General features: G+C 48.9%; 19 protein-coding genes. 12 read left to right on the plus strand and 7 right to left on the minus strand.

The window, feature by feature from the left end:
* Positions 1-5: 5 nt before the first annotated feature.
* The 3 genes from BSZ32_RS00060 to BSZ32_RS00070 all read right to left on the minus strand — a co-directional run bounded on the left by BSZ32_RS00060 (position 6) and on the right by BSZ32_RS00070 (position 1,635).
* Entirely contained in the window at positions 6-347 is a 342-nt protein-coding gene (locus BSZ32_RS00060) for a type II toxin-antitoxin system RelE/ParE family toxin (protein WP_105041539.1), read from the minus strand.
* Complete coding sequence (locus tag BSZ32_RS00065; RefSeq protein ID WP_105041540.1) at positions 344-634, minus strand: type II toxin-antitoxin system ParD family antitoxin; 291 nt, start codon at positions 632-634, stop codon at positions 344-346. The genes BSZ32_RS00060 and BSZ32_RS00065 overlap by 4 nt, the downstream gene beginning before the upstream one ends.
* 101 nt (positions 635-735) lie before the next feature.
* Positions 736-1,635, minus strand: coding sequence for a LysR family transcriptional regulator (locus BSZ32_RS00070; protein WP_105041541.1), 900 nt, complete (start codon positions 1,633-1,635; stop codon positions 736-738).
* Positions 1,636-1,789: 154 nt separating this feature from the next.
* Here BSZ32_RS00070 and BSZ32_RS00075 point away from each other — a divergent pair, with 154 nt between their 5' ends.
* The 3 genes from BSZ32_RS00075 (at position 1,790) to BSZ32_RS00085 (ending at position 4,804) form a co-directional block, all read left to right on the plus strand.
* Positions 1,790-2,815 carry a DUF1852 domain-containing protein gene (locus BSZ32_RS00075; RefSeq protein ID WP_105041542.1) on the plus strand — a complete coding sequence of 342 codons (1,026 nt, stop codon included), beginning with the start codon at positions 1,790-1,792 and terminating at the stop codon, positions 2,813-2,815.
* A 27-nt stretch (positions 2,816-2,842) separates the two neighbouring features.
* On the plus strand, positions 2,843-3,883 hold the full coding sequence (locus BSZ32_RS00080) for a methionine synthase (RefSeq protein WP_105041543.1): 1,041 nt from the start codon (positions 2,843-2,845) through the stop codon (positions 3,881-3,883).
* A 90-nt stretch (positions 3,884-3,973) separates the two neighbouring features.
* Complete coding sequence (locus BSZ32_RS00085) at positions 3,974-4,804, plus strand: sulfite exporter TauE/SafE family protein (RefSeq protein WP_105041544.1); 831 nt, start codon at positions 3,974-3,976, stop codon at positions 4,802-4,804.
* A gap of 60 nt (positions 4,805-4,864) precedes the next feature.
* On the opposite strand, the gene BSZ32_RS19020 is transcribed toward BSZ32_RS00085, so the two are convergent.
* Complete coding sequence (locus BSZ32_RS19020) at positions 4,865-5,950, minus strand: vWA domain-containing protein (protein ID WP_129589506.1); 1,086 nt, start codon at positions 5,948-5,950, stop codon at positions 4,865-4,867.
* Positions 5,951-6,328: 378 nt separating this feature from the next.
* Between BSZ32_RS19020 and BSZ32_RS00095 the strand changes: the two genes are divergently transcribed.
* Positions 6,329-6,628 (plus strand): transposase, encoded by a 300-nt coding sequence (locus BSZ32_RS00095; RefSeq protein ID WP_165788544.1) that lies wholly within the window; start codon positions 6,329-6,331, stop codon positions 6,626-6,628.
* A gap of 429 nt (positions 6,629-7,057) precedes the next feature.
* Here BSZ32_RS00095 and BSZ32_RS00100 read toward each other — a convergent pair whose 3' ends face one another.
* Positions 7,058-7,405, minus strand: coding sequence for an acyl-CoA thioesterase (locus BSZ32_RS00100; protein ID WP_105041546.1), 348 nt, complete (start codon positions 7,403-7,405; stop codon positions 7,058-7,060).
* A gap of 4 nt (positions 7,406-7,409) precedes the next feature.
* Complete coding sequence (locus BSZ32_RS00105) at positions 7,410-7,859, minus strand: Jag family protein (protein WP_105041547.1); 450 nt, start codon at positions 7,857-7,859, stop codon at positions 7,410-7,412.
* 306 nt (positions 7,860-8,165) lie between these two features.
* Between BSZ32_RS00105 and BSZ32_RS00110 the strand changes: the two genes are divergently transcribed.
* The 7 genes from BSZ32_RS00110 (at position 8,166) to BSZ32_RS00140 (ending at position 17,987) form a co-directional block, all read left to right on the plus strand.
* Positions 8,166-8,702, plus strand: a complete 537-nt coding sequence (locus tag BSZ32_RS00110) for a flavoprotein (RefSeq protein ID WP_105041548.1) — start codon at positions 8,166-8,168, stop codon at positions 8,700-8,702.
* 26 nt (positions 8,703-8,728) lie between these two features.
* On the plus strand, positions 8,729-9,361 hold the full coding sequence (locus BSZ32_RS00115) for a phosphopantothenoylcysteine decarboxylase domain-containing protein (RefSeq protein ID WP_105041549.1): 633 nt from the start codon (positions 8,729-8,731) through the stop codon (positions 9,359-9,361).
* A gap of 234 nt (positions 9,362-9,595) precedes the next feature.
* Positions 9,596-12,418, plus strand: coding sequence for an exodeoxyribonuclease V subunit gamma (gene recC, locus BSZ32_RS00120; protein ID WP_105041550.1), 2,823 nt, complete (start codon positions 9,596-9,598; stop codon positions 12,416-12,418).
* A gap of 133 nt (positions 12,419-12,551) precedes the next feature.
* The gene (locus BSZ32_RS00125; RefSeq protein WP_105041551.1) at positions 12,552-12,779 is read left to right on the plus strand and encodes a hypothetical protein; all 228 of its coding nucleotides are present in this window, start codon (positions 12,552-12,554) and stop codon (positions 12,777-12,779) included.
* Positions 12,780-12,785: 6 nt separating this feature from the next.
* Entirely contained in the window at positions 12,786-16,331 is a 3,546-nt protein-coding gene (locus tag BSZ32_RS00130) for a UvrD-helicase domain-containing protein (protein WP_105041552.1), read from the plus strand.
* Entirely contained in the window at positions 16,297-17,352 is a 1,056-nt protein-coding gene (locus tag BSZ32_RS00135; RefSeq protein WP_105041553.1) for an AAA family ATPase, read from the plus strand. The genes BSZ32_RS00130 and BSZ32_RS00135 overlap by 35 nt, the downstream gene beginning before the upstream one ends.
* Entirely contained in the window at positions 17,349-17,987 is a 639-nt protein-coding gene (locus tag BSZ32_RS00140) for an ATP-binding domain-containing protein (protein WP_105041554.1), read from the plus strand. The genes BSZ32_RS00135 and BSZ32_RS00140 overlap by 4 nt, the downstream gene beginning before the upstream one ends.
* A 342-nt stretch (positions 17,988-18,329) precedes the next feature.
* On the opposite strand, the gene mnmA is transcribed toward BSZ32_RS00140, so the two are convergent.
* On the minus strand, positions 18,330-19,409 hold the full coding sequence (mnmA, locus tag BSZ32_RS00145; RefSeq protein WP_105041555.1) for a tRNA 2-thiouridine(34) synthase MnmA: 1,080 nt from the start codon (positions 19,407-19,409) through the stop codon (positions 18,330-18,332).
* A gap of 87 nt (positions 19,410-19,496) precedes the next feature.
* Here mnmA and BSZ32_RS00150 point away from each other — a divergent pair, with 87 nt between their 5' ends.
* On the plus strand, positions 19,497-20,306 hold the full coding sequence (locus tag BSZ32_RS00150) for a hypothetical protein (protein ID WP_105041556.1): 810 nt from the start codon (positions 19,497-19,499) through the stop codon (positions 20,304-20,306).
* Positions 20,307-20,375: the final 69 nt, after the last annotated feature.

Raw genomic sequence — 20,375 nt, forward strand, 5'->3', positions numbered from 1 at the left:
CCATCTCAAACATGCTCTTCAAGCTCCATATTATCATGTAATATTCGAACAAGAAAGATTTTGTTATCTAACTCTTGGTAAACGAGAAAATGTCGAGGATTTTTCACGATCAATCCCTCAACAGGAGCTAACTTTCTGAAGTGTTTGGTGTGAATCAAGCGAATCTCCCCCATTTCAGGAAAAGGTTCGGAGCCTATAGTAAAAGGATCGTTACAAATCTCCTCCAAGCTCACACTAAGTAGTTCAGCATAGCGTTCGGTTGCTAACCGACCAAACTTATCTAACGACCATTCTAGGCACGCATTGATGTCATCAATTGCCTTCGACGAGCGATGTAGAGGCCTCATTGAGGATTAGTTTCAGAACCAGCTAGCAAAGAATCCAAAGCTCCACGAATCGAAGATCGAATATCTGCTGAAGAGTTCAATACGTCCCCTTCAGCAAGAGTATCAATCCCTTTTTGAACCTCAACTTTAAGACGTTCTACTCTGTATCGCCTTTCCTCATCCAGCTTACACATCGCAGACAAAGCGGCCCGATGCACTTCACTAGCATTATTGAAGTAACCCGATTGAACCTGTTTTTTGACAAAACTATCAAGCACTGATGTTAAGTTTACATTCTGAGTTGGCATATTTTTCCTGTATAGATGAACTTACCCTCAAATTAGCCCCATTGGCAACGATTGTCAATGAGTCACAAAATGACAAGCTGAGCCATGGCTAAAACCTCCAATTAAGTTACAACAGATGGGGACTGTGCTTGATTGAGGAATGCTTGGATGTAATCAACGTCAGCATCCTCTTCGCGGATCCCTAGATAAATTTGTTTCTGCACGCCTTCTTTGCCTAACTTCACAGGAAAGATGTCGTAGCTTTCGGCAAATTCGTCCACCAGCCAACGTGGTAGCGCAGTGACTCCTCGCCCGCATGCCACCATCTGAATCATGATTTCAGTTGTTTCGATGAGTTTCTGGATTTTTACAGTCCTCCCAACAGGAGTGAGGAAGTTAGAAAAAATATCCAAACGATCAGAACAGACAGGATAGGTGAATAAAGTTTCTTCGCTCAAGTCCTTGGGCTCAACATAATCATAGTCTTTGTATGGGTGATCTGCACCCACAACTAAGACTGGCTCGTAATCAAATACTGGCACAAAAGTGAGTTGTTTCTTTCTCACCGGGTCTGGTGTGACGATAATGTCAATTTCATGTGCTAGCAAAGCCTCCATCGCTGCAAATTTGAAGCGTTGGATGACATCCAAATCGACCGATGGCCAGTCCTGTAGGTAGGAATTTGTAATGGTTTGAAGCCACTGGTAGCAAGGATGACACTCCATCCCGATCCTTAACAAACCTCTCTCACCTCGGCTAAATTGAATCAGCTGGTTTTCGGTGCGAATAAACTGCGGGATTTGCCGCTTAGCAGTCTTGAGTAAATGTTGCCCAGCTTGAGTTGGCAGCAGCTGTCTCCCCTTTCGCTGCCAAAGCTTAACTCCCAGCTGATCCTCTAGTTTACGTATGCTGTGGCTGAGGGCCGATTGTGTAAGGTGCAGTGATTCAGCTGCCGCTGTCATGCTTCCTTCTTTTTCGACTGCTAGAATGATCTCCAGATGAATGCGTTCTAAGTAGGTCATAATTATGCATGAGCTTTACTCATAGTTCGATGAGTAACCACCATTTTTATTCATCGGTCAATCCTGTTATGCTCAAAATATCAAAGCAAACAGAGGCACTCATTTCCGATGAGCTGATTGCTTTAAACCGCACTTTAAACATTCAAAAATAACAATGAATACCGTTCAGATTAAATCACAAGAAACAGCAAACCTAGCTAGAACCCAGAAAGGTTTTGCATACACTATTAAGAAAATTCGCTTCGATGAAAATTACCATCCCTCAGAAAATACCCGCGTCACTACCAACTTTGCCAATTTGGCGAGGGGAGAAAGCCGCCAAGAGAATTTGGGAAACACATTGAAAATGATAAACAGCCGATTCAACGCTTTAGCTTGTTGGGATAACCCCAAAGGTGATCGCTACACAGTTGATCTGGAAATCATCTCTGTCGATGTTGATATTGAAGGGAATGGCCAAAATTTCCCATCTATCGAAATTCTGAAGACCAGCATTCTTGACCACAAAACCGACAAGCGCATTGATGGTATTGTAGGTAATAACTTCTCCTCTTATGTGCGTGATTATGATTTCAGCATATTACTGCCAGATCACATCAAAGCTCAGAAGAAGTTCAGTATCCCATCAGACTTTGGCGAGCTTCATGGCAAACTATTCCAGGACTTTATAGCATCTGATACTTACCAAGAAAATTTCGAGAAACTGCCAGTGATCTGCCTCAGCGTTTCAGATAAGAAAATCTACAGTCGCACACAAAATCAGCACCCAGCGCTAGGTGTCGAATATGAGCCGAACGAATCTTCTTTGACGGAGCTCTACTTCAAGAAAATGGGCTTAGAGGTACGTTACTTCATGCCTCCTAACAGCGTGGCTCCCCTGGCATTTTATTTCTTTGGTGACCTGCTTAGTGATTACTCTTACTTCGAGCTCATCAGCACGATTAGCACGATGGAAACCTTCCAGAAAATCTACCGTCCTGAGATCTATAATGCGAACTCCATTGCAGGCAATCAATACCAACCAAGTTTGACACACCCAGATCACTCAATCACTCGAATTGTGTATAACCGTGAGGAACGTAGTCAACTGGCACTCCAGCAAGGGAAGTTTACAGAGGAAGCCTTTATAAAGCCTTACCGATCATTCCTCCAGCAATGGTCAGATAGTCACGCAGTATAAAGCACTCAAGTATTTAGAAATTTTATTATGAAAAAATTATTCCCAACTTCCACAACTGGAAGCTTACCTAAACCATCTTGGATCGCTGAGCCTGAGAAACTTTGGTCGCCCTGGAAATTACAAGGCACAGAATTAAATTACGGCAAACTCGACGCTTTGCGTGTGTCTATACAGGAGCAACAAAATGCCGGCATTGATATTATTGGTGATGGTGAGCAAACACGTCAGCACTTTGTGACCACGTTCATCGAGCACCTCGATGGCGTGGACTTCAAAAAGCGTGAGATCGTTAAGATTCGTGACCGCTATGAGGCAAGTGTGCCGACAGTTGTCGGGCCAGTGAGTCGACCGAGTTCAATATTTGTTGAAGATGCCAGATTCTTACGCCAGCAAACTGATCAGCCGATTAAATGGGCGCTACCTGGGCCTATGACAATGGTGGATACTCTCTACGATGCACATTATAAAAGCCGTGAAAAGCTGGCATGGGAATTTGCCAAGATTCTCAACCAAGAGGCGAAAGAATTAGAGGCCGCCGGTGTTGATATCATTCAATTTGACGAGCCAGCCTTTAACGTCTTTTTTGATGAAGTGAATGAATGGGGTATCGCCTGCTTAGAAAAAGCAATCGAAGGGCTCAAATGTGAAACCGCAGTCCACATTTGCTACGGCTACGGCATCAAAGCCAATAATGATTGGAAAAAATCGTTAGGCTCTGAGTGGCGTCAGTATGAAGAGGTTTTCCCTAAGCTACAGCAATCAAACATCGATATCGTCTCACTAGAGTGCCAAAACTCCCGTGTTCCTGTCGAACTGATCGAGTTGCTTCGAGGTAAAAAGGTCATGGTCGGCGTAATTGATGTCGCTACCGACACGATTGAAACTCCCGAAGATGTGGCAGCGACCATACGAGAAGCGCTCAAGTATGTAGACGCCGATAAGCTCTACCCGTGCACTAACTGCGGTATGGCTCCGCTCTCACGTGAAGTAGCGAGAGGTAAGCTCAATGCCTTATCTGCTGGTGCAGAGATAGTCCGACAAGAACTCTCGGCCACATGCACATTCTAGTGGATACTAATCAGCACACAAAAGGGGCCGCAATGCACCATCTTGTTGAGTCTAAGCTCCCTATCTTTAGTAATAATTAAGTAGTCATTCATGGAAATCATTGAACTCATAACGAACAATATCTCAACGTTTATGGGATTGGTTGCGACGGGGGTATTCGCTGGTATTTTAGCCGGTTTACTAGGCGTAGGCGGCGGTATCGTCATCGTACCGGTACTCTTTTTTCTATTTCAAAGCTATGGAGTGTCACCAGAATCGGCCATGGTGGTAGCTACAGCAACCTCACTGGCAACCATAGTGCCGACGTCGATTAGCTCCATTCACTCACATCATCGGAAAGGTAATGTGGACTTTAGTCTTATAAAGCGCTGGGCTGTATTTATTCTTATAGGTGTTTTGGCTGGCAGCTGGTTAGTGACTCGTGTTGATGGCACTTGGCTTACTGGCTTGTTTGGTGTGATCGCAACCCTGTCCGCACTTAATATGCTTTTAAGGACTGGGAAACCCGCAATCTTCAAACAATTACCAAGTAGAGCAGGACAAACAGTAATGGGCGCCACCATTGGCTTCTTCAGCTCTATGATCGGTATTGGCGGCGGCACTATCTCTGTTCCATTACTCACCCTCTATAACTACCCTGCTCATAGGGCTGTGGGAACAGCCGCAGCCATTGGACTCATCATTTCGTTGCCCGGTGCACTGACTATGTTGGTGTTAGGTAAAGCTCCTATTGATGCTCCAGCTGGCACTTTCGGCTTAGTCAACCTAGGCGGCTTAATCTGCATTGTGCCGCTAACTGTGTTATTCGCTCCTGTCGGCGCATCACTGGCCGCTAAATTGGATGCCGTAAAGCTAAAGAAGGTTTTCTCTGTTGTGCTACTTATCACTGGCCTACGCATGCTGGCCCAGCTTTGCTTATAGTGCTGCGTTCGATAATGGTCCGAGGGTTCTCCCAACTCTATGAAAAACTGTTTTTGGGGATTACTCGTCTTCCTTGCCCTTGATCAGCACCTTAGTCTTACCAGACTTATCGACCATGGAGAATTGACCACCAGTAATCTCCGCGAGAGACCCCATGGCATCACGTGCTGACGGGGACATCATTGCGATTGCATTAATTACAATATCTTTTTTCTTCGCTTTTTTTGCTATCTCCTCCGCAATTTGAGCAGATTTCCCACCGCAACTGCCGTCAGTCATAAAGAAAATTATGTCTGGCTGAGGCTCCATAGCGAGTGCCATTTCCAAAGGTGCCTGCCAAGCCGTTCCATAAACGAGTTTTGTCTCTTCAATAATTTTAAGTGATTCCTTTAAATTCTTGTTAGTAGCCTTCAACCAGAGTGGGGTAGGTAGTTTTTCATTTTCTGTACGCCAATCAGTAGCACCCTTTCCGATCCACTCATACTTTTCTCCGTCATACTCCACCACTGCAGCACCTCTGCCATTCATTTGCAGATCACAGCCAGCAACCCATGCTGGGCCCGCAGAAAAAACGAGTTGGTACTCAATGGAGTCAGGTAGAGATGCAACAGAACGAGCTAGTTCAACCTTAAGTAATTCGAAACGTTTCCCTCTCATTGAGGCTGAATAATCGATCACGAAACAAATACGCTCAGCTTTGACTTTTTGATTAAAAAAGGAAGCTCCTCCGCCGCCTCCGCCGCTGCCCCATCCATCGCCATCAGTCCAGCCGTCACCGAAGTCATCGCCATTACCAAAATCTACTGATGGTTCGGTTACTTCGGTGTCAGTTACAGGTACCGCTGTTGGTGAAGCTGTATTCGAGGCAATCACCTTCGCCATTGATGAAGATGGTGCCGAGGGCTTACGCTCGACCTGATTTGTCGTCTCAGGCTTCTCTATTTCCTCTGTTTCATCGACTCCAGCATTATAAGAAATAATCTCAGGCGGCCTTTTCACTTCCACAGTCAAGGCAATGACAAAAAGGATCAAACCAATCAAAAACATTGAAAGTACTGAAATAATCAATGCCGAAACGGTAGATGTTCTCTTCGGTGCAGCAAGATTTGCGGCAGCCTCGGGGGTCGTTTTGGCGTGAAGGCTCATATGTTTGTACGTATTTTTTTTAACGAGGCTCAGTCTTTCACATTCAGTAAATGCTTCAAACTGAGCGATTATTACACCTATTCACCAAAAAATTTTATTACTTAAAGATCCTGATTTCAAAGATGAAACGATCGAAGCTCTAGTTTCTCCAGGCCGATTGGCAAGACGGTTACTAAGTAATACGTTAGCGGACTAGAACTCATTTTGCTAAACAGTGGGCCTCATTTTTCAATAGTACCCCCTTTCTCCCCCCTCTCCCCAACAACGTCCTCAGGGACACCCTGAATAAGCAAATTCCTAGAAATCAAGAATCGACTTGCGCTAAAATGCTGATTACAAAGTGGTTACAGATATATATAAAGCTCGTTTATTGGCACCGTGGGTAGGGCAGAAGATCGTTCTGCACATTATTACGTTGTATCACGCATCGTTGATCAGGATTTCCTGCTAGATAGTAAAGGCAAGGAACAATTTGTCCGCTTCATGCGGATGTATGAGGCCATCTGCGGGGTTCGTGTGCTGACCTATTGCATCATGAGCAACCATTTCCACATTCTCGGAGAAGTGCCACCAAAGTGTGATCAGCAGCTCGATAACGCGGCTGTAATTGAGCGTTTATCGATGATTTATTCGAAGGAACACGTGGCGATGGTGAGCGAGCAACAACAAAATATATAGTCACACAATATCTGAGGGAGAACACTACATCCCCTTTGTCTATGAAGGTAACTCTAAAAAATGTTTGAGTCTATGGTGGGCTGTCGTGGGGCGTCCAATTGCAGATTGAGACCCACGATACTTTCTTCCTATTTGGTGTTGGAGGAGTAGATTAAAAAAATGGCATGTGTTCTGCCTCTAGTCTGGCGAAGTGATGGAGCACATAATGCTCCTAGCACGAATACTCCTTCAGCATCGTTTAACGAGGGGGACGTAGCTCTCACGTGAATCACTGCAACAGCCATCTATGAAATTTGAGTAATCTGTGGTTAAAACCAAGCGTCCAACTCTAAAGCGCCATTGGCTCAAGCCTCTGAAAAACTAAAGCCCTGAAACCTAGAGACTTTCCCTTGGTTCAATTTGATCTTACTTTTTGCCGTCGATATCTGTTCAGCTCAAGGGCTTTTTCACTCCATCCTCCCCCACATTGACGTAGCTGATGTCGGTGGAGAAAATTGCACCTCGCTCGGGCTCCTTGCCGGAATAAATATCGATTCGGTAGCTGGCTGATGTGGTCCCCTTCATCTGCAAACTTGCACAAATGCGGATAATTGCGCCATTCTTCACCGATTGGAGAAACTCGACCTTTCCCATTCCAATCGTTACAAAGCGGGCCTCGGGGAAATCCTGACTAGCAGCAATGTAGCCAGCCTCGTCAGCCCAGCTCAGCAAGCGGCCACCAAAAAGAAAGCCATATTGGTTGAGATCTTCAGTCAGTACGAGTCGATGTGTTTCCATGGTATTAAGCTGGTGTGATTTCAATCCTCTTGTAGCGATCATGGCCGCTGGGGGAGGCGGTGTTGACTCCAGTCGTGTCAGCCAGTGCATTGTGGACGATTCTACGGTAGTAGGCATTGAGTGGGCGGGTGCGGGTAGACTTACCAGTCTCGACCACCTTTTGTGCTAGCTCGCGCGAGCTCTCCACCAAATTGCCTTCTTGCTCGTGGCGGTAATTATCACAGTCGACCTTGACCCTTGGCGCATCTGGAAAATGTTTATTGAGAATCCGATTCACCAGGTATTGCAAGTCCTCCAGTCGATCACCATTGCGACCAATGATGGTCTTGGTATCGTCAACTTTGATCTGCAGACAGAGGCCGTCGTCAGTCGTTATCCTTTCCACCTCAATGGAAAAGCCTAGGTGACCGAGCATCGTTACCAAAATTTTCTCTGAAGCATCATCCCATTTCATAGAGACAACCTAAAAACTAACAACACATCCGTCAAACTAGCATTCCAACTAATACCACTCTGAGTTTCGAAAGAACCTAATGCTGGAGTGATTTCTTGAGAAATCGAGGCGCAACGAAGAAGCGGTTCGAGCACCGTGACTGAGGAGAAACGCTGATTTATCAAGAAAGTGCCCTGTAACCGCTTCTTCAGCGAAGCGCCATTTCTGAAATCAAAAAAATGACATTGGGTTCTTTTGAAACTCCGAGTTGTATAATCCGTAAGTATTTCACTTCACACTCGCCACTTCGCACTCCACACTTTGCCTATGGCCACTATCGTCCTCGGCATCACAGGTTCCATTGCCGCCTATAAAACAGCAGACATCGCCTCGGCTCTCGTCAAAGACGGCCACGAGGTGCACTGTGTGATGACCCAATCAGCCACCGAGTTCATCCCTCCATTCACCCTGCAGATCCTGTCGCGCAACCCAGTGCTGGTAAGCCTGCAGGATGAAAAACAGTCGTGGAAACCTGGTCACATTGACCTCGCGGATAGTGCTGAGCTGATGGTTATCGTCCCAGCCAGCGCTAATTCCATAGGCAACTTCGCCAACGGCCTTGCTCCCGATCCCCTCTCTAGCATCTACCTCGCCACCAAGGCCAAGGTGCTCATTTGCCCTGCGATGAATGGCAAAATGTGGGACCACGTCGCCACCCAGCGCAATGTAGAACAACTCAAAGCCGATGGCGTCGAATTCTTCGGCCCCGATGAAAATGGCATGCTCGCCTGCGGTTACGAAGGCAAAGGCCGGCTAATGCCAGTCGACTCGATCCTCGAAGAAATCCGCACCCACCTCCCCTAACTTCTCTCTACTCTCTCCTTCCCATTGTGGCAAAACACTTTCTCATCACCGCTGGCCCGACGCACGAGCCACTTGATCCCGTCCGTTATCTGACCAACCGTTCCTCCGGAAAAATGGGTTACGCCCTCGCCGGAGCTGCAGCCCACGAAGGCCACCGGGTCACTCTGATTTCAGGTCCCTGCGACCTCGAGGTCCCCGAAGGAGTCGACTACCTGCCAGTGGAAACTGCGGCAGAAATGTACGAGGCCGTTTCTCGCTACATCGGCAAAGCGCAAATTGCCATCTTCGCCGCCGCCGTTGCTGACTACCGCCCAGTCAATGTGCCAGAACAAAAGATCAAGAAAACGGGCAACACGCTCACACTCGAGCTGGTCAAAAATCCGGATATTCTAGGATCAGCTAGAGAAGTCTTCGGCTATAAAGGAACATTGATAGGTTTCGCCGCAGAGACAGAAAATGTCGAAGACAATGCTCGCGGAAAACTCCAGCGTAAAGGATGTGACTTTGTTGTCGCAAACGACGTCTCACGCCAAGACATCGGCTTCAATGCCAGCGAGAATGAGGTCAGCCTAGTCTATGCAAACCACACCGAAGCTCTGCCGAAAGATGACAAGTACCAGCTTTCGCTAGAGATTATAAAGAAGTCTCTGGAAGTATAGCTGCTAGCTTCGGGCTTGTTGGACTGTCTCCGACTACACTCAAGACCTGTCCACTCGAAATATTCTAAAACAAGTTATCCTCCAACAAATTGAATCTGAAGTCATAGAATAACGCGACTTTCAGATCATCGCTATCTTAACGAACATCCTCCCACCCAAAAAAAGAATGTCGTTTCCCGGTGCCTCTCACCTCTCACCTCTCACCTCTCACTTCTCACTTCTCACTTCTCGTCCATGCCAAACGCTCAATTCAACCTCCATCATTTCCCGAAACAAGAAGACCTTGCCGAGTTACTGCTAGAAAACCTTGCTAAAGAAGGAGCTGGTTCGCCTTTTCACAAGTCGACTGTACTCGTGCGGAACCAGGGGATGGCGACGTGGTTGCGGCAGCGTATTGCCAAGCAGACTGGGCTGGCGATGTTGGTCGACTTCCCACAGCCCAATAGTTTTCTTCAGGGATTGATTGATGAAAAATCGGTCCAGCTCGACGAGCTTAAATGGCCGATCTACGAGCTACTGCCGAGATTGATCGACAGACCTGAGTTTGAAATCCTCAAGACCTACCTTTCCAGCTCGGTCACTGAGATCGAGGCATCGCTCAAGCGCTACCAACTCTCTAGCCAGATCGCGGCGCTCTACGACAAGTACCTGCTCTACCGACCTGAGTGGATCACCGCCTGGAATGCAGGCGAGAGTATTTCAGCCTTTAGTTCCCACGAAGCATGGCAACGCATTCTCTGGCAGGAGTTGACTAAAAACGAGATCCAACATTGGTCGCAAAAGTTGCTGGCGACAGAGCAGTTAGAAATCGATTCCGAACTTCCCAGCGCACTCCACGTTTTCGGAATTTCAAACTTCGCACCGATCTATGTGCGCTTCCTTTACCTTCTCAGCCAACAGATACCGGTACACATTTACTGGATGAACCCGGTCTCTATCGATGAAGGTTACTGGGAAGATGCGCCGACCAAGCGCCAATGGACAATGGCTGAGGCCTTTGATGAATCCTCAATTCTCATAGAAGGTAATCCGCTGTTAGCGAGTTTCGGCAGGATGGGCCGCGAGTTCGTCCACACGCTCTATGGTGGCGAAACTGGAAACACGGAGATTCACAACTTCCAGCCGCAGGATACCACGCACCCAACAGCTACTAACAGCCTCCAACAGCTACAGCACAGTATCTTCGATAGACGCCCGATGAGCGATGATACATCTATCGACTCCTCACTGGCCGTTCACTCCTGCCACACTCCCCTCCGCGAGCTGGAAACTCTCAAGGACTACCTACTCCAGCTCGCTGAAAAATCTCCGCTCGACACCGGAGACGTGATTGTGCTCTGCCCAGACATTGCAAGCTATGCTCCCTCTATCGAGGCTGTGTTTGGAGCTCTACAGCGCCAGAAAGAATTCTATCTCCCCTACCGCATCAGCGATAGGTCTGCCCCCGTCAACGAACCTGCCATAGCTGCAGTTGCACAACTCTTCGATCTAAACAAAAAGCGTTTCACCAATCGCGAAGCTCTCGACCTACTCTCCGTGCCGGCCATCGCCGAGCACCTCAATCTAAATGAACAAGACCTCGGTACGATTCGCCAATGGGTCACCCAATCTGGTATCCGATGGGGCTTCGACTTCAAACACATCCGTGAGATCGCTCCCGACTGCAAGGACTCCACCTGGACATGGCGTGACGGACTAGACAGGCTACTACTCGGCTACGCCATGCCGTGTAAAGAACTCACGCTTTGGCGAAACATTCTCCCCTACCACGACATCGAAGGCAGCTCCACGCGTCTTCTTGGTGCGCTCTGTTCTTTTGTCGAGTGGTGTGCTGCCATTCGCAACCAGCTCAGAGACAAACGAAGTCTGGAAGATTGGGTGGCGGCTACAAAGGAATGGATAGATCTCGGGTTTTCAAAATCTCCAGACGCCCAGCAATCTATCCAGCCTTTGCTACAAGTGTTAGAGAAGCTTCACGATCAGTCTTCACTGATAGAAGAAACAATTCCGAGCGATGTCTTTGCCGAGCACCTTAAAGATTACCTCAACGACTCATCTCCAGCCTTCGGGTTCCTCAATGGATCGATAACTTTCTGTGAGACTAAACCAATGCGCGCCATCCCCGCACGGGTGATTTGCCTACTTGGGATGAACCACGATGCGTTCCCACGCAGCACGTCCGATGTGCAGTTCGACCTGACCAAGGATTCACGACAAGCGGGTGACCGTTCCACTCGCGATGACGATTGCTATTTTTTCCTCGAGGCCATTCTCTCTGCCCGTGAAAACCTCTACTTCAGCTATGTGGGAACCTCGATCAAAGACGGAGAGCCACGTCCACCATCGACTGCTCTGCAAACTCTCATCGATACGACCCCCGGTCTAGCCAAAGCAGTTGTCAGAGAAAAACTCCACGCCTACGACCCAGCTTATTTCCTAGAAGTGCCCAGTAGCCATGACGCACACCTTATGCAAGCCGCGGTGACTCTAGGCTCAACCAAAGAATCAAAAGAACCTCGGGCTGAAGTGTCCGTAACTCTCGACGAAAACCCAACACACATCGATCTGGATGACTTCATTTCTGGCCTGACCAGATCGACATCACATTTTCTAAGAAAGAGCCTCCAAGCGCGGCGCCATTACTATGACGCACCATTGGAAGAAGATGAATCACTCGAAATCAACGGCCTTGTCGGCTGGGGTCTAAAAAACCAATTACTCAAAAGTCGCCATTTCGATCCAGCTCATGAATCAGCGTGGCGCCAGCAGGGACTCATCCCCTCAGGTGAATTTGGCCACCTCCAGTTAGTCAAGCAACTGGGATCTATCGAATCTCTGATCGAGGACTTGCCTGAGCTGGAAATCACTCCCATCGATATCAAAGTCAACGGTATCCAAATCACCGGCAATGTTCCGACACACCCTGATGGACGCGTCCTAATCCTCTCTCCCTCAAAAGCACCAAAAGGCCGAGACCTGTTGCAGCTCTGGATCTATCAAATCCTAAGGACCCACGCTTCTGAACAAGCCACAGGAGCTGATCATCAACATCGATAAACAGCTCGTTGAAACAAACCTCAGCGCTCCTGAATTCACTCAGAACACCCTAAAGTTCCTTCTCCAAATTTACCTAGATAACCTCAAATCCCCCCAAGCTAGTTTCCCCAAAACCAGCTACGCAATCAGCCAAGTGACGCGCAAGGAGACAGATGATGAGGATGCTTTTGAACTTAAACAACAATCTGCAGGATTGAAATCATGGTCAGAAAATTCCGAATTCAAAACTGGAGAAGGACACGATCCAGAGATTGGACTCTTCTTCACCGACAGCGCTCTCAGCAGCGACACCTTCCATGCCATTTATGAAAACATCTGGCAGCCCCTTTCCCAAGCCATCCTCCCACCAGTAAAAAACTAGCGTGTCATGATCACTCAATTTAATCCAGTCAGCTCGCCAATAGAACACGGCCTCACTTTGTTAGAAGCTGGTGCTGGTACCGGGAAAACCTATTCCTTGGTCCGCATCATCGTGCGCGAACTCGTCGAAAAAGAGCTCGATCCCAGCGAGATCGTGACCGTCACCTTCACCCGTGCTGCCACGGCCGAAATCAAAAGTCGTCTTCACGACTTACTCTCAGAGGTTCTCCGCGAGCTCAAATTACCAGCGGATGAAATGAACAATGACATTGCAAAGGCGTGGATCAACAAAGGTGAAGAGTGGGTAGAGAATGCCAAGCGTCGTCTGTCGATCGCTCTCTCAGCCTTCGACAGTATCCCGATCTTCACGATTGATGGGTTCTTCCAGCGCTTGCTCAAGGAATACGCCTTTGAATCAAATGTGCTCTTCTCTATCGAGCTAGAACCGGACGACTCGCCTCTGATTCATACAGCGCTGCAGGATTACTGGCGCCAGCACGTCTACAATCTCAAGGGCGACGCACTCGCGCTATTCCAGCAAAGTGTCGACTTCAATAAGGCCAAAAAGTTCCTCAGTGAAGCTCTACGCAGCAGCGAAGTCACCCTTGACCACGCCTATTCTGAATCAGCCGATGCCCTCAATGCTGACTACGCCAAAGCATGGCATTCTTTTGTCGCAGTTCTCCAACAACACGAAGACACACTCCGCGACTTCATCGACAATCCTACAGCCGGAATCAAGAAGACTGCTGGACCATTTAGAAAAGGTGGCGATGTGAAAATCTTTGTAGAGATCGACGCCATCCTCAGTAATCCAAGTGCCGTTTTATCAAGCACGCCACTGATAGACCACCTGCGTTCTAGTCACTTGCTCACCGAAGCCGCATTTAACAAAAACAAATTCATCGACCTCAGTGGTGAAGCTATCGCTGATTTATTCTTAGCAATTCAGTCATTGATTGATGCCCGCCCTAAAAACATCAGCTCAGCCTATTACGGTGAAATCTATCGATTCGTCGAGCAACGTCTGAACGAACTCAAAGCCGACCTCAACACCCAAAGCTACAACGACGTCACGACCACACTTTCGAACATACTTGTGAGTAATTCAAAGGCGTCGCAAGCGATCAAGTTGGCAATCTACAAGCGCTACAAAGCAGCCTTGATCGACGAATTCCAAGACACGTCGCCGCAACAATGCAACGTCTTCATCCAGTTGTTTAACCAAGAAAAACGTGAGGCTGAAGACGAGCGCTACTTCCACATCATCGGTGACCCGAAGCAATCTATCTATCGCTTCCGTGGTGCTGATGTGTTTTCCTATATCGCTGCGGCAAGCAGGGCTGACCACCACTACAGCTTGCTGACAAACTATCGATCCAGCCCGAGCATGATCCATGCAGTGAACAAGGTTTTCAGCATTTCAGAAAACTCATTCCTCGTGGAAGGCGGAATCTCATTCACTCCCTCACAATGGCCCGAACAAACTGGAAACGTTCCAGACCCAGCACAACCTGCGCTTTGGTTTCAGTCGATAGAAATGGAAAAGTCCACTGCCGATCAGAAACGTCAACTTTTCTACAACGACATCTGCCGTAATATCCTCGAGTTACTCGACACAGCGTGGAGCGAAATTGATCCTAACTCTGAAAGAACTGAGCCGGTCCAGCCGTCAGACTTCGCCGTACTTGTGCGCAGTAAGAAGCAGGGTGAATCCCTCAACATACTGCTGAGTGAACACAAAGTACCAGCGACTCTAAGCACACGCACCTCGCTCATTGCCAGCGCAGAATCCTCTGAAATTCTCACCATCCTTTCCGCCCTGCTCAATCCCCGCAGTACCCCAGCCATTCGTTCAGCATTGCTCACACCTGCTCTCGGAAGTGGTGTACTGCTAGCGAGCGATGCAGCATTTGATCAAGTTTCTAACGATTTCTCGGAGCTTCATATCCTATGGAATGAACATGGGCTGATGCCTATGATGCAGTCCTTCATTGCCCGTTTCTCAGTGCGCAGCAGATTTCTCCAGCTGACACATGGCCAAAGGCGTTTGACTAATTTCAACCATCTCGCTGAATTGTTAGACACGAAAGCGCGTGAAGACAAAATGACCCCGTCTGCAACCTTGCAATGGCTAGAAATGGCAATTCAAGGAAGCACCTACGACACAGATGCCGAGCAACTTGAGCTCCGTATCGCTACCGATGACGCTGCCGTTCAGATCCTCACTCAGCACACAAGTAAAGGCCTCGAGTACCCCATCGTGTTTGTGCTCCCATCGTGCGACAGCAAGATCAGCTCGACACGTCTCAGCCACACCTACCACCACCCTAACACTGGTGAGACACTGTTCGCTCCCTATGGGGACAATTCTCATGAGAGCTTTGAAATCCGTAAAGCCGAAGAGCAAGCTGACTCAGTCCGCCTCAGCTATGTGGCTCTCACCCGGGCGAAACACCGTTGCTACTTTTACTACGATCCTCCTGCAAAAAAAACGGCCTACGACCATGCTGTCTATCGGATGTTAGGTGAAATCGACCAGCCAGAGATCGAAGCTCTCTGTGGAGACTCAGATAACACGATCGTCTACACTCCACTAGATGAAGAAACTCTAGATCTCCAACTGGAGAAATGGACAGCTCAGACGAGCAAGGACGTCCAAGAACTCAGCATTCGGGACTCCTCTCAGATCCACTTCGTCACCCAAAAACGCACGACTTCATTCACTGGAATCACACGCAATGCCCCAGACATTTTCCATGATGTCGATGGCACGGTACTCGACTCAATTGGTAGGGTCGAGAAAGGTTTTTGGAGCAAACTGCAAGCCGGTGCGTCGCTTGGATTGGTCTTCCACGAGATTCTCGAAGAACTCGACTTCCAGGACACCAGCGAGTTACTAAGCCTCGTCGACTCAAAACTCCACAAGTATAGTCCATGGCGCGAGAGGCCGTCTGGTACTGAAATTACTGAAATTATTCAAGAAATTGTCCTCAATATTGAGCAACTGCTAAAGCATGAGATTGCTCCCGGTATACAGCTTAATCAACTCAGCCAAAAACAACGGCTCAACGAAGCTCAGTTCCTTCTATCTGGTTCTAACTTCTCACTTTCAGCACTGTGCGACATTTTGGCAAGTGATCCACCAGAGGGTCTCCCAGTTGGCTACATCGAGCAACTTCGTGATGTCTCAGCGCTTGCCGTAGAAGGTTTTCTCGATGGTATTATTGACCTCGTATTTGAACATAATGGCCGCTACCACATCCTCGATTGGAAATCTAACAAGCTAGCTAGTTCACTCCCAGAAATGATGGCTGACCACCATTATTTCCTCCAGTACCACCTCTACACGTTGGCGCTCGACCAACTACTGCAGCAGAGACTCGGCGCTCGTTACGACCCAGCTATCCACCTCGGTAGCAGCATCTACGTCTTTCTTCGAGGGGTCGATACTGGCTCCCCGCACAGCGGAATTTACTCAGACACGCTGAGCCCCGCCCGCCTGATTGCTCTGCGCAATGCCTTCATTAAGCAACCATCTCACCTCTCCTAACATGCTCGCCAAACATTTCTCCGACTTCATCAGTAAACGCCACCAACCCGCGTCCCGAGACTTTGCCACTTTGGTCGAGCGTCTCAGTGAAGCTGTCGAGGCGGGATCATCCTGTCTCGACCTACGTTCCCACAAAAAGCATTCACTCGGGGACTGGAAAACGATACTCGCCTCCGATGCTGAAAACAGCACGGTCTCTAGTCCTGGCGGAAATTCTCCGCTCATTCTAACGACTGAAGGAAGACTCTACCTCCAGCGCTATTTCCTTCACGAAAAAGGAATTTACGAGAAAGTTCACCAATGGCTAAGCCAACCTGTAGATAAAGTAAGCTCCCCCACCAAAAAGCTCTATCGGCGCTACTTTCCAACTAGCGAAGGTGACGATCAAGCGCTTGCCGCAATGACCGCTCTGCAGCGAAGATTCACCATCATTTCTGGCGGCCCCGGAACGGGTAAGACAACTACCGTCCTCAAAGTTTTACTGCTACTGCGTGAGCAAGGCTACTTCAGCGACCCAAGTGATTGCCTCCTTCTTGCCCCCACAGGGAAAGCTGCAGACCGCCTCCGCCAATCGATTCTAGGAGGCATCAGCCAACTAGAAATGCTACCGATCGACCTCCCCACAGAGGCGGCAACGATTCACCGAGCTCTCGGATACAGGCCCGGCAGCATCGAATTTCGCCATAATGCTAACAATCCGCTTTCCGCAAAAGTGGTGGTGATCGACGAGTCCTCTATGGTCGACCTACCACTGATGCACCGCCTTCTGGATGCCATTCCCGACGATGCTCGGATTATTTTGTTAGGAGATAAAAATCAGCTCTCTTCGGTTCAAGTAGGCACCGTCCTTTCCGACTTCATGCTAGCTGCGGAGCAAACTGATAGCTTGCTTTCTAAATCCACAATCACCCTCCGGAAGAGCTTCCGCACCCAAGGTCCTATCAATGCGGCTTGTGCTCACATCCGTGATGGCGACGCAGCTCAGCCTGGCAAACTGTACTCGATTCACCAAAGGACGTGACTGGCGCGACGGTCTTTCAAAAGCTTCCATCTCGCTTGCGCAATGCGCTCACTCCCTTTGTCGAAACTCATTGGCTTCCAGTCCTTAAAAATAGTGAACTCAGCGCGGCTGAAAAGCTGACAGGAATCGACAACTTCCGGATTCTAACCCCGACGCATAAAGGGTCATATGGTATCGCCGCCATCAACCAGACAGTAGAGCAAATCCTAGCTAGCCACGGTATAGACACCCAACAAGTCTGGTACCCTGGGCGCTCGGTGCTGGTTCAACAAAACGACCACGCTCTAGGAATTTACAATGGTGACACTGGCCTCACTGGGACAGACGCCGAGGGCAACCCTAGCGTTAGCTTTGCTGGCACTGACGGCACACGCAGCTTCTCACCAGCGCGTATTCCCGAGGTGCACACCGCCTGGGCTCTTACTATTCACCGAACTCAAGGCAGTGAGTACGAGCACATTTTGTTGGTCATTCCACCAGTAGAGGATTCCCCTATTTTAAGTCGCGAACTCCTCTACACCGGACTCAGCCGAGCCAAGAAGTCCGCCACTCTCTGGTGCACCGAGCAAAGCTTCAAGCAAACAGTCGAGAGCACCGTGCAACGCGCATCGGGACTTAGTGCCATGTTTGAATAGTTAGTCTATTAGAACGGTCTCGGACTGCTGAAGCTTGATTCAGCTCTTGCGGATGGCTGTGGCTCGACACATGTGGTGCGGAGCAGCGAATCGCTGGGTGTCTATCTGCACTGGAGACTTACCGACCACGCTCGTCGAGCCGAGCCAGCCGCAGAGCGGTGTCTAGCCGCCGCACTCCAAGTCAAAAAAAGTAGGCCGCACGAGTTTCATTGGAGCCGAAGAGCTTGCTATCGTTCCTTTAGGTAAAAATACATCAACCTAACCGGACGGTTCGGAGAACCATCCCTACTAGCTATTCGTGAAATTCGTGCGATCCGTGGTAAAAAAATCACACTGGAAAGACTACTCTACAGTCTCAAAAACACCTCCGCCGAGGAGGACACCATTTTCGTAGAACCCACAGATTTGTCCTGGGGTGAGTGCGCGCTGAGGGCGGATGAATTCGACATCTAACTTACCGTCATCACGTGGGGTGACCCAGACTGGTTCACCTTTGGCGCGGTAGCGAGGTTGAGCCTCGATCTTGCGCTTGGTGGTCACAGGTTTGTTGACCCATGAGACTGTGCCGACGACTGATTTGCTGGAGAAAAGTCCTGGAGTCTCAGCTTCATTGTAGCCGACTATGAGTTCGTTTTTCTTAAGATCTTTGCCAACGACGACATAGGCCACGCCATCACGCGGTGAAGCAACTCCGTGTCCCTTGCGCTGGCCGAGGGTGTAGAGGTGGAGGCCTTTATGGCGGCCCAGGCGTTTGCCCTCGGTATCTACGATATTGCCGGGACGATCAGGAACATAGTGGCGCAGGAAATCGGTCATCTTGACGTTGCCGATAAAACAAATTCCCTGGCTGTCCTTTTTCTGGGCAGTGGGAAGGTCGAAGCGCTCAGCGACTTGGCGCACTTCAGGCTTGAGCATTTCTCCACAAGGGAAAAGTGCGTGCTTGGCCTGGTGTTGCTCCATTAGAGCGAGGAAATAACTTTGGTCCTTGTTGGTATCAGAACCACGTAAAATATCAGCGGTGCCATCGGGGCGCTCACGCTTGCGGGCGTAGTGGCCAGTGGCAACGTACTCGAAGCCTTGCGCCAAGGCGTAGTCGAGGAAGACGCCAAATTTCATTTCTCGATTACAATAGACATCGGGATTCGGCGTGATGCCGCTGCGGTAGCCTTCGAGTAGGTAATCAACGATGCGGTCTTGGTATTGGTCTATCAGATCAACCACGCGAAACTCGATACCTAGCTTTTTAGCCACAGCATGGGCGTCATCGACATCGTTCTCCCACGGGCAATCGCCGGGGACGTTGTCGGTGTTGATCCAATTTTTCATATAGGCGGCCACGACTTCATGCCCCTGCTCCACCATCAGAGCAGCAGCCACGCTAGAGTCAACGCCTCCGGAGAGGCCTACCAAAATCTTTGCCATGCCGACCAGTAGAACACATCGCGCGAACTTGCAAACCCGACATTGTTTAAACTTGAAAGTTCCGCCCAGCAAGCGCATCACCACTGCATGTCCACGCCTAATACCGAAGCCACTGGCAAGCCTACTCCTATCGCTGGCTGCATTATCTTCCTCGTCATTCTCGGCATGGTCGTCTTCCTCGCATGCATCGGCTGGTATTCCTATCACGAGAACAAGGATGCTATAATCAGTATTTCTGAACTAGAAAAAGACGTACCGGCACTAGCCTCCACTGAGGATACATCTGCCACAGATGCTCTTGACGCCAAGGTCGACATATTTAGTGACGCCGTCAAATCAGGCAAACGTGCTGAGATCACATTCACCGTGGATGAGATGAACTTAGCTATTGCACATTACCCAAAACTTAAAGGGTTCCGCGAGACTCTCAGTGTCAGCCAAATCACTGACAAATCTATCATCTCAGACATCTGCTTCACTGTCAGAGCCGGTTTTGATGGGCTTCGCTATGTCAATGCTACGATGACCGTCGAACCAATGATCGCCATGGGCTCCGTATTTCCCATTGTTTCTGAAATCACTCCTGACAATGGAAACCCAGTACCAGAAAAGTACACCAAAGAATTACCGACCTTCCTCTTCTCAGAATACCGTAAAGATAAAGCGCTAGCAGATGTCTATAATAAGCTAAGTAAGGTGACTCTCAGCGATGGAAAAATCACCATACTCAGCGATCCTAAGATGCCCATCGAAGGTGCCATTCCCGAGAACGTCGATAGTGAACGAGACAGAGCATTCGCTCTCTTCGGCCTACTCGTCTTCATGCTAGTCACCACCGTTGCCTTCCTTCTCTGGGTGCGTAAACGCAAGCAAAAGGCGGCTGAGGGAGTGGCGTAGCTTCTGCACTGCCCCAGATGCCGCGACACTTTCTTATACAGAATTACTAGAATTTATCAGAATTGACAA

Source organism: Rubritalea profundi, from assembly GCF_002954445.1.
Lineage (GTDB): Bacteria > Verrucomicrobiota > Verrucomicrobiia > Verrucomicrobiales > Akkermansiaceae > Rubritalea > Rubritalea profundi.

What these genes read in the sequence shown, in the direction of transcription:
- BSZ32_RS19020 (WP_129589506.1), bottom strand. Translation starts at nt 5,950, where the DNA reads ATGAGCCTTCACGCCAAAACGACCCCCGAGGCTGCCGCAAATCTTGCT.
- recC (WP_105041550.1), top strand. Translation starts at nt 9,596, where the DNA reads ATGCCAAACGCTCAATTCAACCTCCATCATTTCCCGAAACAAGAAGAC.
- BSZ32_RS00080 (WP_105041543.1), top strand. Translation starts at nt 2,843, where the DNA reads ATGAAAAAATTATTCCCAACTTCCACAACTGGAAGCTTACCTAAACCA.
- BSZ32_RS00060 (WP_105041539.1), bottom strand. Translation starts at nt 347, where the DNA reads ATGAGGCCTCTACATCGCTCGTCGAAGGCAATTGATGACATCAATGCG.
- BSZ32_RS00065 (WP_105041540.1), bottom strand. Translation starts at nt 634, where the DNA reads ATGCCAACTCAGAATGTAAACTTAACATCAGTGCTTGATAGTTTTGTC.
- BSZ32_RS00110 (WP_105041548.1), top strand. Translation starts at nt 8,166, where the DNA reads ATGGCCACTATCGTCCTCGGCATCACAGGTTCCATTGCCGCCTATAAA.
- BSZ32_RS00105 (WP_105041547.1), bottom strand. Translation starts at nt 7,859, where the DNA reads ATGAAATGGGATGATGCTTCAGAGAAAATTTTGGTAACGATGCTCGGT.
- BSZ32_RS00100 (WP_105041546.1), bottom strand. Translation starts at nt 7,405, where the DNA reads ATGGAAACACATCGACTCGTACTGACTGAAGATCTCAACCAATATGGC.
- BSZ32_RS00150 (WP_105041556.1), top strand. Translation starts at nt 19,497, where the DNA reads ATGTCCACGCCTAATACCGAAGCCACTGGCAAGCCTACTCCTATCGCT.
- BSZ32_RS00075 (WP_105041542.1), top strand. Translation starts at nt 1,790, where the DNA reads ATGAATACCGTTCAGATTAAATCACAAGAAACAGCAAACCTAGCTAGA.
- BSZ32_RS00070 (WP_105041541.1), bottom strand. Translation starts at nt 1,635, where the DNA reads ATGACCTACTTAGAACGCATTCATCTGGAGATCATTCTAGCAGTCGAA.
- BSZ32_RS00085 (WP_105041544.1), top strand. Translation starts at nt 3,974, where the DNA reads ATGGAAATCATTGAACTCATAACGAACAATATCTCAACGTTTATGGGA.
- BSZ32_RS00130 (WP_105041552.1), top strand. Translation starts at nt 12,786, where the DNA reads ATGATCACTCAATTTAATCCAGTCAGCTCGCCAATAGAACACGGCCTC.
- BSZ32_RS00135 (WP_105041553.1), top strand. Translation starts at nt 16,297, where the DNA reads ATGCCTTCATTAAGCAACCATCTCACCTCTCCTAACATGCTCGCCAAA.
- mnmA (WP_105041555.1), bottom strand. Translation starts at nt 19,409, where the DNA reads ATGGCAAAGATTTTGGTAGGCCTCTCCGGAGGCGTTGACTCTAGCGTG.